Below are 14685 nucleotides of genomic sequence, written 5' to 3'. Positions count from 1 at the left end.
ATGAAGGTAGTAATAGCCTGTGACTCATATAAAGGCTGTATGAGTTCACGAGAGGTCGCAGATCATATCGAAGAAGGAATTCATATGGTAAAAGGAGATGTTGAAACGATATCCTATGTCATCGCAGATGGCGGAGAAGGAACCGTAGAAGCATTTCATCAGACATGTCAGGGTGTAAAACAAAAGGTTGGCGCAAGCGATGCATATGGTAGAAAAATTCAGACGGAATATACAGTTATTGAAAATGGAAATACCGCAGTCATAGAGGTCGCAAATATTATAGGATTAAATATGCATGAAAGAGAAAAACGTATGCCATTTTTTGGAAGCAGCTTTGGCGTAGGAACAGTCATATTAGATGCTGTGGAAAAAGGCTGTAAAAAAATTATTATAGGATTAGGCGGCAGTGCTACAAATGATGGAGGCATGGGACTTCTACAAAGTCTGGGATGTCGTTTTTATGATAGTGAACATAAATATCTGTCCCCACAGGCAATCAACCTGGATAAGGTACGTTATATTGATTTTCACCGTATGAATTATTTACAAGGGATAGAATTAATTGCCGCATGTGATGTGAAAAACCATTTGTTGGGAGAAGAAGGTGCTACCTTTGTGTTTGGTAAACAAAAAGGCTTTTTCCCAAATCAGTTAAAAAAAGTAGATGCTGGTATGGAAAACTTCCGTAATCAAATCAAACGATATACACAAATTGATATCAATGAATTTGAAGGCGGTGGAGCAGCAGGTGGTATCGGCGCTGTTTTGATTGGTATTTTAGGCGCAAAGATGATACCGGGTATTGAATTATTGACATCTTATAGTGATATGGAGGAAATGGTAAAAGATTGTGATCTTGTGATTACAGGAGAAGGACAAAGTGATAAACAAACAATGTTTGGAAAAGTACCAGTAGGAATATTAAATATCGCAAACCGTTATCAAAAACCTACTATTTGTATAAGTGGTGCATTAGGTATTGGATATATGGAGTTATTTGATTTAGGTTTTGTGGGGATTTACAGTATCAGTGATCGTGCCATGACATTTCAACAGGCATTAGAAAATGCGCCGGAAAAACTGACAGCCGCAACATATTCGATTATGAAAACCATCTTATATTTTTCTAATCATCAGGTATCTGTGTAAAAGCAGATACTTTTTTTGTTTTCTATTTACAAATTTGGTTTCTTGAATTATAATACATATGAACAGATGTTCATATGTTAAAGTGAGGACAACGATATGGATAAAAAGATACCAGTATGTAGTGAACCACATGTACATGAAGATGTGGTCAATCGCGTCAAAGATGAAATGCTGACACAGGAGGAATTTAATGATTTATCAGTGTTGTTTAAGATGTACGCAGATCCAACCCGTTTAAAAATATTAAGTCTATTATTCAAAGAAGAAATGTGTGTATGTGATATTTCCACATTATTAGATATGACACAATCAGCGGTATCACATCAATTAAGTGTGCTGCGTCAGAATCGAATCATAAAATATCGAAGAAGTGGAAAGAATATTTATTATTCACTGGATGATGAACATATCCAATTGATATTTGATGCTGGTCTTGCACATATTATGGAATAAATATGTGGAAAACAATTGCTCAACAGTTCGCAAAACCTGAAGGATTTGGTGGAAGCTGTGCTGCGAAAATGATGAATCTTATGAATTATCAAATGTACAAGGATGTCATAAAGCTGATTAAAGATGATAAACAAAAGATACTTGATGTTGGCTTTGGCAATGGATATGTTATGAAGCGTGTGATGGATAAGGGACATATCGTATATGGCTTGGAAATAAGTGAGCGTATGATCAAGCAGGTGATAAACAAAAATCAAAAAGCGCTCAATCATACAATGTTTATAAAGAAAGGCATAATGGAACATTTGCCATATGAGGAGCAATCCTTTGATGTAATATATTCCATTAACACGATTTACTTTTGGGAAAGTTTGGATGCGGGATTAAAAGAGCTACATCGCTGTTTAAAGAAAGAAGGAAAGGCAATCTTGTCCTTCTATGATCAATCCTTTCTAAGCGTTATGCCATATTCATCGCATGGCTTTAGGTTATACAAAAAAGAAACTGTAATACAGGCAATACATGCCAATGGTTTTAAAGTGATAAAAAAGATAGAACACCGCCACAAAACAATGGTGAGTGTCTATATGGAAAGAAATGATCTTGGTGGGATCTAAAATATACTTGAATGGATATGGAGGAAAGTATATGGAAAAGGTTTATTTATTGGAAAATCTTGATTGCGCAAATTGTGCGATGAAGATTGAGAAAAAAGTTGGTAAATTAAAGGGAGTACATGAGGTAAGCGTAGATTTCGTGTCTAAGAAAATGTTCATAGAACATGAAGAAGGTATGATGGAGGAAATCATTCATTGTATCCATGATTTAGAACCAGATGTTGTTGTGAAGGATATTACCAAAGGTAAAAAGGAACATCATGCACATCACCATGAAGAAGGCTGTGGACATGAATATACCCATGAGCATCATCATGAAGAAGGCTGTGGCTGTGGACATGAACATACTCACAAGCATCACCATGAAGAAGAATGTGGCTGTGGACATGAGCATACTCACGAGCATCATCATGAGGAAGGCTGTAGCTGTGGACATGAACATGCTGCACATGAGGAACGTGTGATTGCAGGTGCAGACAAGCTGTATATCAATGGATTAGATTGTGCAAGTTGTGCTGCAAAGGTGGAAGCATATGTACAGAAAATGGATAATGTTCATGATGCCAGTCTGAATTTTTCCACAGGAGTATTATTTGTGGAAGTTGAAGATCCATCAAAAAAAATGGATACATTTGAAAAAATTCAAAAAGTAGTGCCTACATTAGAAGATGGTGTAGTAGTTAGTTTTGATAAACAGGAAGAAAAGAAAGCATCCATGTTTTCTTTCAAAGACAACTATCGACTATATTTGGGGATCATCTTGTTTATCATCGCAATTATCTTTGAGAAACAAGACTGGTCTTTCTGGTTGTTTTTCGCAAGTTATATCATTGCGGGTGGAAAAGTTGTATATACAGCACTACGCAACATTATGCGTGGAGAAGTCTTTGATGAAAACTTTTTAATGAGTGTTGCGACAATAGGGGCATTTTGTGTAGGCGCAAATGAAGAAGCTGTTGCGGTTATGATTTTCTATGAAATCGGTGAAATGTTTCAATCTTACGCTGTTAATCGTTCAAGAAAATCTATTTCTTCTTTGATGAATATTCGTGCAGATTATGCCAATCTGTTGGTAAATGGTGTGGAAAAAAGAGTAGATCCACAAGATATAAAAGTTGATGATATCATACTGGTAAAACCAGGAGAAAGACTGCCATTAGATGGTGTGATCATAAATGGCTCTAGTTCATTAGATACCTCCGCATTAACTGGAGAATCCATGCCAAGAGAAGTGGTGCCTGAAGATGAAGTTTTGGCTGGTGTTGTGAATTTAAATGGTGTGATCACCATACGTGTCACAAAAGAATATGGAGAATCCACAGTATCAAGAATATTAGAACTGGTAGAAAATGCAAGCAGTAAAAAAGCGCCTATGGAAAAATTTATCACAAAATTTGCGAAAGTATATACACCAACGGTTGTTGGACTTGCGATACTTGTTGTGCTTCTACCTGTAATATTTGTGGAGGGCGCAGATTTTAATCAATGGCTATATCGTGCATTGACGTTCTTAGTTGTTTCATGTCCTTGTGCCCTTGTGATTTCTGTACCATTGGGAATGTTTGCGGGTATTGGTGCTGCGAGTAAAAAGGGAGTTTTGATCAAAGGTGGAAACTATTTAGAAGCATTAAAAGATGTGGATACTGTTGTATTTGATAAAACCGGAACCCTTACAAAAGGGGTATTTGGAGTAAGTGAATGTGTTCCAAGTGGCAAGGAAACGAATCAATTAATGGAATATGCAGCATATGCAGAATATTATTCTAATCATCCAATCGCTTCTTCTATTCGTAAAGCGTATGCCAAAGATATTGATTCAGATAAATTAAGTGATTATGAAGAAGTTGCCGGTAATGGTGTACGTGTATTATATGAAGGAAAAGAACTACTTGCGGGAAATCATAAACTAATGGATGCGAATCATATTGCATATGAACAGGTAAAAGCAATTGGTACAATTATCTATGTAGCATATGATCATCAATATGCAGGTTATGTACTCATTAGCGATGAAATCAAAGAAACAAGCAAAGCCGCTATCCAGACATTAAAAGCGAGTGGTGTAAAAAAATGTGTCATGTTAAGTGGAGATCGTCAGGAGGTAGGCGAAGCTGTCGCAAAAACGCTTGCTTTAGATGAAGTACACATGCAGTTATTGCCAGCTGATAAAGTAGAAAAAGTTGAAATGCTGTTGAAAAAAGAAGCCGATGGTAAAAAATTAGCATTCGTAGGAGATGGCATTAATGATGCTCCTGTATTGGCCCGTGCAGATATTGGTGTTGCCATGGGAGGCATTGGAAGTGATGCCGCTATTGAAGCTGCGGATGTTGTGTTGATGAAGGATGATCCTGCTGCATTAAGTATTGCTATGCGCATCGCAAGAAAAACAATGGGTATCCTGTGGCAGAATATTGTTTTCTCTTTGGTAATTAAAATTGGTATCCTGATTCTAACGATTTTTGGATTAAGCAATATGTGGATGGGTGTATTCGCAGACGTTGGTGTGACGCTGTTGGCGGTTTTAAATTCCATGCGTGCATTAAAGGTTGAATAATATGAAGAAACCCGTTATAATATCACGGAAAGGATTGATGTAACAGAATGTAACTGTTTCATTATCATGGTGATTGTGTGAAAAAAATATTTCTTGGATTGCTGTGTATCCTGATGATGTGCGGGTGTACAGGCAAAGGAAAAATAGAATATGCCAGTATAGATCATGTGTTTGAAAAAATGGATCATAAAGATACATTCCTATTGCTGATTTCAAAAGAATCCTGTATACATTGTAAAGCGTTAAAAGAAATGCTGGAGGATACCTTAAAAAAACAAGATGTAGTATTATATACGGTGCAATTAGATGAAAGCAGTGAAGAAGCTACACAAAAAGATAAAGATCGTTTAAGGGAACGATTTGAAGATGCTGATTTGACACCGCATGTTTTCTATATTGAAAAAGGCGAGGTAAAGGATGATTTATTAGGCTATCAAGAAAATCATCCGGAATATTTCTGGGATTGGGTAAACAATTTGCCAAAATCTTCATAAGATAACAATAAGTAGGGAAACATTTTTACAATGTTCCCCTGCTTTTAACGTTGTTTTGGTAGTTGTTTCAATGAAAAAATATGAAAATAAATTAAAAGTGTTGATAATTTTTTTCATAAACAGTATAATATAAAAGCGTATATATAAAAAAGTTGTTTAGAAAGTGGTGCATATATGAAAACCTGGGATGAAGTTTACGCCCATGCGCGCGAAAAGTGTAATATCTGTCGTTGTTGTCCAACATGTAATGGACTGGCCTGTCGGGGTGAAACACCTGGACCTGGTGGAAAAGGCAGTGGCAGCGCATTTGTCCGTAATGTAGAAATGTTATCAAAAGTGTTTATCACAATGGATACGATCACAAGTAATGAAGAAGTAGATACCCATGCAGATTTCTTTGGGCATCAGGTATCTATGCCGGTGTATGCAGCACCTATCTCTGGCATCAGACAAAATTATGGTGCGGATATGGATGATCTGGTATATACAGAAGAACTGGTAAAAGGATGTATTGATGCTGGTACAATTGCTTTTACAGGTGATGGTATGTATGATGATATGTTCAAGGGACCTTTGGAAATATTAAAGAAACAGCAGGGATATGGTGTTCCTACAATTAAACCTTGGGCAAAAGAACATATGAAATGGCGTATGGATCTTGCGGCTGAGGTGAATGCACTGGCTATTGCCAGTGATATTGATGCCAGCGGACTAACCAACCTTAGAAAAAGTGTAACTCCGGTAGGATTTAAAACCGTTGAAGATTTAAAAGAATTAAAACAGATGAGTCATGTTCCGTTCATTTTAAAGGGTATTATGAGTGTGAAAGGTGCAATGAAAGCACTGGAAGCCGGTGTTGACGGTATCATTGTCAGCAATCATGGCGGACGTGTTCTGGATAACTGTTTAAGTGGTATTGAAGTATTAGAGGATATTGTAAAAGCTGTTGATGGACGTATGAAAGTGTTTGTGGATGGCGGTATCCGAAGTGGAAATGATGTTTTTAAAGCATTGGCGTTTGGAGCGGATGGTGTGCTGATTGGGCGAAGCATTTCTCACGCAGTCATTGGCGATGGTGCGCAGGGCGTCAAAATCTATTTAGATAAAATACAGCTTGAACTAAAAGAAGCCATGGCGATGGCTGGATGTAAACGCATAGAAGAAATTAATAAAGAACATATTACAGTAAAATGGTAAAGGAGGATATTTATGAAGGCATTTGAAAATAACGCATTTTTCTGGCAGAAGCTGGACACATTGTATTTAGCAGGGAAACTGGTGGTTGATCAGCCAAAGAACAGTTCTCATTATAAATACTCTAATTTGAAGTACCCTGTGGACTATGGATATCTAAGTGATACCGCATCCAATGGACAATCTCCAATTGATGTATTCAAAGGTTCAGAAAAAAATAATCTGGTACAGGCTGTGGCAGTCAGTGCGGATATCTTGAAAAAAGATTGTGAAATCAAATTATTGGTTGGATGTAACGAAGAAGAAACATATGAAATATTAGAATTCCTAAATCAGACAGAATTCCAGAAAGCAATTCTTGTTAGACGTGGGGATGAAGTACCTGAATGGGCATCAAACGATTAGGCGTAAGAAATTACGCTTTTTATATGTAATAGATACACTGTGAAATTCATATAGTAAAGCATGGAGGCAAGATGATGAAGATGAAGAAATATATCCTGCTGTTTCTATGCTTTTTTTGTTTATGCGGCTGTAGTCATGGTGTGGGAAAATTTGAAGATGGAACCATGCAGCTGTCTAAATTATCAGATAAGATCAATCAGAAAAGTATCAATGGAGATTGGCAGTTTCCTTTATTAAATAAAGAAGCGATAAGCTTAAATGAAGTATCCAAACTTTATGAGATGGATATGATCAATATCAAAGAATGTGAAGTACACAGCTCCTTAATTCCTGCGCAAATGGGAGAAATTGCTTTTTTTCATGTGGAAGAAAAAGAAGATTCTATGATGAAACAGGCTGTGGAAAAACATATCGCACAACTAAAATCAAAGTGGATAAATTTAATTTTGGAAGCAGATGCTGTATTATCTGAGGTAAAAGAAGGGAGAATTGGTGAATATTATTATGTAATTGTTGGTAGTGATGCACAAAAAGTGGTAAACTATATTCAGAACATGAAATAGAAAAGGGTGTTATTATGCAACGGTTTATGGATTTATATAAAGAATTTACTTCCTTTGAAGGAAGCTTATTTAAATATTCTTTATCCTTTTCTTTTTTATTGGCACTGGCACCTTCTCTGATTATCATTGTCATGTTATTTAAATATAACTTATTGCCTATCGATATCATTATTAATTTTATAATGAGCTTTCAGCCTTATGCATCCAGTGAAGAAACTATCACAACGATTATACAGTTCTTTTTGGAACGGCAATATAATCTGGTCAGTTTTATTATCACATTATGTGTATCCTTTTACCTTGCCAGCAGAATTGTATTTTCATTTTTGTTAATCAGTGCATCCCATGAAGAAGTAGATGTACCCAAATGGGCAATACGTATTAAATCAATTATTTTATTTATATTATTTCTGGCTATGCTGGTAGGATGTGTAACGGTAGGTACATTTTTAAAGGAATATCTTCCACTAGTATCATCTGGATTGATGCTGCTACTATTTACAATGATGTATCGGGCATTGAGCTTTCGCAAAAGAAACTGGTCTTTTGGCATACTAGGGGCAATATTTACAACATTGATGATCTTATGTCTGGCTTCCTTGTTTATCACAATCATTAATCATTTTACAAGTTATCAGGACGTATATGGGCCACTCGCAAGTCTTGTGACATTATTGCTTGCGATTTATCTAATTTCCTGTATCATATACTTTGGCTATTGTCTGAACATTGTATTTGAAGAGGATTATGGCAAAGAGTATCGCCTGCCTTTGAAATATGATAAATTCTTTGCTTTATGTACAAGAATCACAGAAATGGTTGAAAAAAGAGTCATTAAGAAAAAGAAATAGTATCTTATTGAACAGGTATTATGGTATGATAAATAGGAAAGTTAGAGGTTGAAAGCTATGAAAGTAACAATAAAGAAAATTGGAATCAACGGGGAGGGAATTGGTTATATTGACCGGTTGCCGGTATTTGTACCAGGTGCCCTGATTGATGAGGAAGTTGATATACAGGTAATCGAAAAGAATAAACGCTATGCAAAAGGTAAAGTCAATCGTATCTTAAAGAAAAGCAAAGATCGTGTGAAGCCAAAATGCTTTGTACAGGACCGCTGTGGCGGATGTCCATTAATGGATGTAAAATATCCAAAACAATTGGAATATAAGTATGAATTATTAAAACAGTCTTTAATTAAATATGCGCAGGTAAATCCTCGCTTAATTCAGAAGGTAATACCTAGTGAAGATGTTTTTGAATATCGTAATCAATTTAAAATGCCTTGTGCCATAGAGGAAGGTGTACTTGCCAGTGGAATGTTCTTGCCAAATTCTAACTATTTTTTTGGAATCAATCGTTGTGTGGTCCACAATGAAGGCTTGGAGCATTTCAGAAAAGATGTCATGCGTGTTTTAAATGAATATGAAATGCCAGCTTATGATTATCATAAAAAATCCGGTATCCGCAATCTGATTGCAAGAGGGTTTGATGGTAAATATCAATGTACGATCGTCACTGGAGATGATGAGTTATCACAAGAGGCAATTGATGCGTTGATGAAAATCAAAGGTATGTATAGTTTATGGCAAAGTATTCATACAACAAAGAAAACGCCGGAAGTATTTGGCAATCAAATGATATTCCTTGCAGGAGAACGTTATTTGCCACTGACTTTTGATGGCTTAAAGTTAGAATTATCTCCAAGAAGCTTTTTCCAATTGAATACAAAACAAGCCATGCAGTTATATCGTGGAATTGCGGCTCAGATCAAAGATGGCAACGATCTAATTGTAGAAGCGTATAGTGGTGTTGGTGCGATTTCATTGTATTTAAAAGATAAAGCAAAAGAAATTATTGGAATTGAAAGTATCAAAGATGCTGTAGTAAATGCCAATAAAAACGCAAAAGCAAATGGTTGTGAGCATGTTTCCTTTGTGTGCGCAGATGCTGCGGATAAGCTGACTTACATATCTAAGAAACGAAGTATTGATGTTTTGGTTGTTGATCCACCAAGAAGTGGTCTGGATGATGCCATGCTGGAATGTATTTTAAGAAGTAAAATCAAAAATATTGTTTATGTATCATGTAATCCAGCAACACTTGGAAAGAATCTGGCAGCTTTGCAATCACGTTATATCGTAAAAAATATTCAACCATATGATATGTTCCCACATACACCTTTGGTTGAGACGGTATGTTTATTATCCAAACTTAATACGAAGCAACATATCGAGGTTGAGGTTAAGATGGACGAGTTGGACTTGACCTCTGCGGAAAGTAAAGCTACCTATGAAGAAATCAAGGAATATGTGCTGGAGCATAGCGGACTCAAGGTCAGTAGCTTGTATATCGCTCAGGTAAAGCAGAAGTGCGGCATCATCGAGCGAGAAAACTACAATAAACCGAAGTCCGAGGATGCAAGGCAGCCCCAATGCCCGCCCGACAAGGAAAAGGCAATCACGGAAGCACTCAAGCATTTCGGCATGATCTAAGGAGGGCAAACTATAACAGAATATAAATCTTTGGATTGATTGCCAGAGATAATGCAAGCCACCTGTGCGGGCATGGAAAATGCTCGTACTGAAAAAATTATTTATCCGTAACGAATATGGCGGTGCTTCAGTTTAGAAGTCAGAAGCACCGCTTATTCATTATCGGCATATGTTTCATAAAGATAATGTACATCTTGCGCAATGCAAGTGTTCATTGCTTGCTTTTGCGAAATATCATTGATAAAATCAGCCTCAGAGAGGAGGAACTATTTTGAACCAGGAACAGACGGATATTACAACAGGAAAGCAAATACGTCATCTGCGAACACAGGCAGGAATGACACAGGAAGAACTGGCAGGGGAATTGAATGTTACCCGGCAGGCACTATCAAATTGGGAGCGAGATATTAATGAACCCGATTTGAATACGCTACAAAAAATTTGCTTTCTTTTTGGCGTTCACATGGACGATTTTGCAAAGGAGGTAATAACGAAAATGGAAACGTATGAAAAAAAGGAAAAACGAGAATTTAGTAAATACGATATGGCAATTGGGCTTTTTTATGCTGTCGGTATATTTCTTGGCATTGGTATTTTCTTTGTTGGCGGTTTTATGACAATGTCGGGTACAGGGTGGGGAGCATCCCTGTTTGGCGGCGGCTGTTTTTCTCTTGTATTTGGCTTGATATGCCATGCAATTATTACATTGAGAAGAAATGACAAATGACGGAATATCGGTTTTTATATCGAAACCGGATAGAATGAAGCCAGTTATGAATATGAATTTGCAGGAGGAAAACAAATGTTACGACCAAAAGAAGTTGTATGTAAATGGGTAGACGCTTTCAATAATCACGATGTAGATGCAATCGTGAGCTTATACCATGATAACGCAACCAACCATCAGGTGACCAATGATCCCGTGATTGGGATAGAAGCAATTCGTGAGATGTTTACAGCAGAATTTGCCACTGCCGATATGACCGCCATTGTAGAGAATATCTTTGAAGATGGACAGTGGGCGATTTTAGAATGGAAGGATCCTCTGGGACTGCGGGGATGCGGCTTCTTCCATGTTGTAAATGGTAAAATCCTGTTTCAGAGAGGATATTGGGATAAGCTGTCCTTTTTGAAGCAGCACAACTTGCCTATTGAATAGATGCAGGGAATGGTGACTATAGCATGGAGTATCAAACATTAGAAAAGACAGATACATTCTGTTTGTATCAAACATTCACAAAGGTGTTTTCTGATTATCAGGTGACTGTTGATATGCCGTATGAAGCCTTTGAGACGAACCTCAAAAGAAATGGTTATATGCCCGATGTATCAGTTGGTGCTTTTGAGCAGGAAGAGCTGGTAGGTTTCGTCTTAAATGGTGTGCGCTGCTGGGATGGGGTAAAAACAATCTATGACCTTGGAACCGGAGTGATTCCCGCTTTCCGAAAAAGAGGGATTACAAAGGAAATGCTGAATATTGTACAAACCATATGTCAGGATAAGGGGATCGGGCGGTATCAGTTGGAGGCAATACAGGAAAATACCGCCGCAGTGTCTCTGTATAAAAGGCAAGGCTTTCAGGTTATACGTACTTTGAATTGCTATATAGCGGAAAGAAACGAAAGAAAATTAGGCAAACGAAAGCAGTGGCAAATGATTCATCCGCAAGCACTTACGGCTGAACAGTGGGAACTTGCGAAAAGCTTTTGGAATTGTTCTCCATCCTGGCAAAATTCCATTGATTCTGTGCGTGCCATAGCTGACTTGTTTGCCTATGTTCTTGCTGAAGTATCTGGAAATCTAATAGGCTATGGAATCATAAACAAATCGAACGGGGATATCGTTCAGTTAGCGGTAAAGCATGAATATCGCAGGCAGGGTGTCGCCACAGAAATTATGTGGTGTTTGCATGGACAAACCAGCAGCCCTAAAGTAAAAATGATTAACATAGATGAAAGAGATGAATCTTTGAATGCCTTTCTAAAACAATCAGGATTTAGGATGTTTGTGAAGCAGTATGAAATGGAGAAGAAGCTATAAACACATTGAAGATAGCTCTCTTACAGCTGATGCCAGGTGTTGCTTTGCCTGAAAATTTGAAAAAGGGCATGGAAGCCTGTAAAAAAGCTATTACTTTGTTCCCTGAAATGTGGAGGTATATATCTGGTGCAGTACACAAAAACGGTTTTTTTGAAAAACAATAAGGAATGTTTGCTCCGAAATGCAGTTGGAACAGATGCTGAAGAAATACATAAGATTTTCAATCTGACCCATGCACAGACAGACTTTTTATGTACATATCCGGATGAGAATTTGTTTGACACCGAGGAAGAACGATATTTTTTGCTGGAGAAGGAACGCAGCGCAAATGAAATTGAGATTTGTGCTGTTGTCGGTGGACATATTGTTGGAACTGCTGGTATTGAAGCTGTCGGGAAAAAAGATAAGGTCAAACATCGTGCGGAGTTTGGAATCAGTATTGAAAAAGGATTCTGGGGCATTGGAATCGGTTATGCTTTAACTGTTGCCTGTGTAGAATGTGCAAAAGCTGCCGGATATATGCAGTTGGAGCTAAATGTTGTCAGTGAAAATCGCAGAGCGATTTCCCTGTACGAAGGCATAGGATTTCGTGAATATGGCAGAAATCCCAAGGGCTTTCGTTCTCGAAAAACAGGCTGGCAGGAAATTGTCCTGATGAGAATGGAGTTGGCTTGAAAGTGAAGCTTTGTATTGTGAATGAATTTTATCGGTGTAACCGTTGCTACATGGAAACAAAACCATGCGGCAGCGGTTTTTTCTTTTTGTGACTGGTAAATTTATTTGCCTTTATTCATACATCTCAAAAGCGAATACAATTTCTCCCCATTCGCCATTTTCTTCTGTTATTTTTGTTTCAGCTTTACAATATGAAGAACGTCTGTAAAAATCAGACCGTTTTTAGTACCACCACGGCAGTTCCAGCCAGAAGTTATCCAGAGCCAGCTTTTCTGTGGACTTCGCTCTGCTTTCTGACAGATGGAAGTGCTTCGCTGTTTCATTCAGGGGATGGAGAACATCATCTTCAAAGCCAAAGCGATACCAGAGATAGGCTTTCTCTCGTTCATCAATCATTTGCAGAGCTGTATGGATTTCTTCGTGGGTTTCCTTGGCAATGAAAATCTGCTCTGGGTTCTGTACTCTGGAATCAGCTATAAACTCATGCTGTCCCCGATTTTCATCCTTTTTAACCTCATCCAGACGGATGATACAGTCCAGATTCTTGGCTTCAAAGGTGGGATTCTGCCTGCGAATGTAGTCCAGCATGGCATTATGGATTGCCGGGGCAGCATAGGTCAGAAACTTGTTTCCATAGTCGGGCTGGAAGCTGTTTATGCAGTCCAAAAGCCCCAATGAACCCTCCTGCACCAAATCGTTCAGTTCAATGCCGAGGGCAACATTCAATTCCCGCTGTGCGCTCCAAATCTCGTATGCCGTCTTTCGGATGAACCGCAGATTGTTCTCTACAAGGGCGTTTTCTGCCCATTTGTCGCCGCCCTGCGCCGCAATACAGAGCTGTTCGTTAGTTATCTTGTCCATCATCTTCCGGCAGAACCATCGTCTGCATCAGCCCCAGCAGGGCATGATTAAAGTTGTCCAGAGCTTCCTGATTGACTCCATCGACACCGGAAATGCTACCTGTGATGGCGTCAACAACTGCTTCCGGCGTGATGGTTGGAATGGGCGAATCCTGCCCCTTGGTCAGCTCGGTAAACATCTTTTCTGTGGCTTCCTTGCTAATTGCCCTTGCTGCGGCTAAATCGCTGCCTGCTTCCTTTTTGATTTCCTTAACCACTGTCATAAAAGTGTTTTGTATCGTGGTCTGGTCTGCCTGATAAGCAGGAACTTTCATGGCATTGGCGGTTCTGGCTGCCTGTACTGCTTCGGGAGCTTGGTTCTGCCCCAATAGCAGAGAACCAACAGTAGCAAACATCTGGTTTTGTGCGGCATATCCTCCTGCGAGGGTATCATCCAGATACTGTGCGATCATATAAGTAACCGTGGCAAAGCGGGGATTTTCCAGCAGACGGTTGACAACATCATTGTTGACCTTTCCGGTATAAAGGTTCTTTGCAGCTTCCACAGATAACCCCAGTTCGGAAATATCGTAGTTCTTTTTGTCGGGGATTACGGTCGTACCTAAGATAAAGTCCGTGGAGACATTGAACACTCTGGCAATACGGATAACGCTTTCTTCGCTCAGCTTCTCAGTTTTTCCGCTGAGGAAGCGGCTGATTGTGCTTTCGTTCACGTCAATACGCAGTGCCAGCTCTCGCTGGGTCATCTTGCGTTCTCTCATCACATCAACGATTCTTTTTCGGACATCGGCGGGTAAATAAGTATCTGCCATTATGCTTCCTCCTCTCTGTCAGCTTTCTGTTTGATATATTTTCCGCTTTTAATGCGGGCATCTGTCGGTTTTTCAGCGTCCTCCGGGATGATCCAGCGGCTTCCTGCCCGCTGTGCGCCCGGGATACGGTCATTATTGCAGAGAATACCAACTCTTCGGGGAGAGATACCCCATTTCTCGGCAACTTCAAATGTAGACAGGTATTTCATTTCTGTATCGTCCCTCCTGATTCATAGTAACTTCAATTATATTCTATTTACGGAACAATATCAACCAACTTTGTGTGAACACTGCCGTCCCGGACTTGCATTTTTGCAAGTTTTCAGGGCGGCTTTTTGCTTTGCTTGCGGAAGTGCCTGATTTTTCGGTTTGAA

Annotated in this window: 17 protein-coding genes; 14 read left to right on the top strand and 3 right to left on the bottom strand. The window is 38.7% G+C overall.

Features of this window, described 5'->3' with window-relative positions; translation table 11 throughout:
* The 14 genes from DW114_RS08350 (at window position 1) to DW114_RS08285 (ending at window position 12639) form a co-directional block, all read left to right on the top strand.
* On the top strand, window positions 1-1149 hold the full coding sequence (locus tag DW114_RS08350; RefSeq protein WP_117453317.1) for a glycerate kinase: 1149 nt from the start codon (window positions 1-3) through the stop codon (window positions 1147-1149).
* A gap of 96 nt (window positions 1150-1245) precedes the next feature.
* Window positions 1246-1602, top strand: coding sequence for an ArsR/SmtB family transcription factor (locus DW114_RS08345; protein WP_117453316.1), 357 nt, complete (start codon window positions 1246-1248; stop codon window positions 1600-1602).
* A 2-nt stretch (window positions 1603-1604) separates the two neighbouring features.
* Complete coding sequence (locus DW114_RS08340) at window positions 1605-2219, top strand: class I SAM-dependent methyltransferase (protein ID WP_117453315.1); 615 nt, start codon at window positions 1605-1607, stop codon at window positions 2217-2219.
* Between the two features lie 31 nt (window positions 2220-2250).
* On the top strand, window positions 2251-4773 hold the full coding sequence (locus DW114_RS08335) for a heavy metal translocating P-type ATPase (protein ID WP_117453314.1): 2523 nt from the start codon (window positions 2251-2253) through the stop codon (window positions 4771-4773).
* A 77-nt stretch (window positions 4774-4850) separates the two neighbouring features.
* Window positions 4851-5267, top strand: coding sequence for a bacteriocin (locus DW114_RS08330; protein ID WP_117453313.1), 417 nt, complete (start codon window positions 4851-4853; stop codon window positions 5265-5267).
* Between the two features lie 174 nt (window positions 5268-5441).
* The gene (locus DW114_RS08325; RefSeq protein WP_117453312.1) at window positions 5442-6464 is read left to right on the top strand and encodes an alpha-hydroxy-acid oxidizing protein; all 1023 of its coding nucleotides are present in this window, start codon (window positions 5442-5444) and stop codon (window positions 6462-6464) included.
* Window positions 6465-6476: 12 nt separating this feature from the next.
* Window positions 6477-6866, top strand: a complete 390-nt coding sequence (locus DW114_RS08320; RefSeq protein WP_117453311.1) for an Inorganic pyrophosphatase — start codon at window positions 6477-6479, stop codon at window positions 6864-6866.
* Window positions 6867-6940: 74 nt separating this feature from the next.
* On the top strand, window positions 6941-7429 hold the full coding sequence (locus DW114_RS08315; RefSeq protein WP_117453310.1) for a DUF4358 domain-containing protein: 489 nt from the start codon (window positions 6941-6943) through the stop codon (window positions 7427-7429).
* Between the two features lie 14 nt (window positions 7430-7443).
* Window positions 7444-8280, top strand: a complete 837-nt coding sequence (locus tag DW114_RS08310) for a YihY/virulence factor BrkB family protein (protein ID WP_117453309.1) — start codon at window positions 7444-7446, stop codon at window positions 8278-8280.
* Between the two features lie 57 nt (window positions 8281-8337).
* Window positions 8338-9924 carry a 23S rRNA (uracil(1939)-C(5))-methyltransferase RlmD gene (rlmD, locus tag DW114_RS08305; protein ID WP_117453308.1) on the top strand — a complete coding sequence of 529 codons (1587 nt, stop codon included), beginning with the start codon at window positions 8338-8340 and terminating at the stop codon, window positions 9922-9924.
* Window positions 9925-10195: 271 nt separating this feature from the next.
* The gene (locus DW114_RS08300; protein WP_117453307.1) at window positions 10196-10651 is read left to right on the top strand and encodes an XRE family transcriptional regulator; all 456 of its coding nucleotides are present in this window, start codon (window positions 10196-10198) and stop codon (window positions 10649-10651) included.
* 75 nt (window positions 10652-10726) lie between these two features.
* Complete coding sequence (locus DW114_RS08295) at window positions 10727-11083, top strand: nuclear transport factor 2 family protein (protein WP_117453306.1); 357 nt, start codon at window positions 10727-10729, stop codon at window positions 11081-11083.
* 23 nt (window positions 11084-11106) lie between these two features.
* The gene (locus DW114_RS08290) at window positions 11107-11964 is read left to right on the top strand and encodes a GNAT family N-acetyltransferase (protein ID WP_117453305.1); all 858 of its coding nucleotides are present in this window, start codon (window positions 11107-11109) and stop codon (window positions 11962-11964) included.
* A 126-nt stretch (window positions 11965-12090) separates the two neighbouring features.
* Window positions 12091-12639 carry a GNAT family N-acetyltransferase gene (locus DW114_RS08285; RefSeq protein ID WP_117453304.1) on the top strand — a complete coding sequence of 183 codons (549 nt, stop codon included), beginning with the start codon at window positions 12091-12093 and terminating at the stop codon, window positions 12637-12639.
* A gap of 222 nt (window positions 12640-12861) precedes the next feature.
* Here the strand turns inward: DW114_RS08285 and DW114_RS08280 are convergent, their stop codons facing one another.
* From DW114_RS08280 to DW114_RS08270, 3 genes are read right to left on the bottom strand one after another with little or no spacing between them, the layout of a single operon-like run.
* Window positions 12862-13500 (bottom strand): sigma-70 family RNA polymerase sigma factor, encoded by a 639-nt coding sequence (locus tag DW114_RS08280; RefSeq protein ID WP_158552219.1) that lies wholly within the window; start codon window positions 13498-13500, stop codon window positions 12862-12864.
* Complete coding sequence (locus tag DW114_RS08275) at window positions 13484-14311, bottom strand: helix-turn-helix domain-containing protein (RefSeq protein ID WP_117453302.1); 828 nt, start codon at window positions 14309-14311, stop codon at window positions 13484-13486. Before DW114_RS08275 ends, DW114_RS08280 begins: the two co-directional genes overlap by 17 nt.
* A complete protein-coding gene (locus DW114_RS08270) occupies window positions 14311-14520 on the bottom strand; it encodes a helix-turn-helix domain-containing protein (RefSeq protein ID WP_117453301.1) in 210 nt (69 codons plus the stop codon). Before DW114_RS08270 ends, DW114_RS08275 begins: the two co-directional genes overlap by 1 nt.
* Window positions 14521-14685: the final 165 nt, after the last annotated feature.

Origin of the sequence: Absiella sp. AM09-50 (assembly GCF_003433845.1) — a bacterium.
Classification (GTDB): domain Bacteria; phylum Bacillota_I; class Bacilli_A; order Erysipelotrichales; family Erysipelotrichaceae; genus Hoskinsella; species Hoskinsella hominis.
This window is presented reverse-complemented; position numbering and strand designations above follow the sequence as displayed.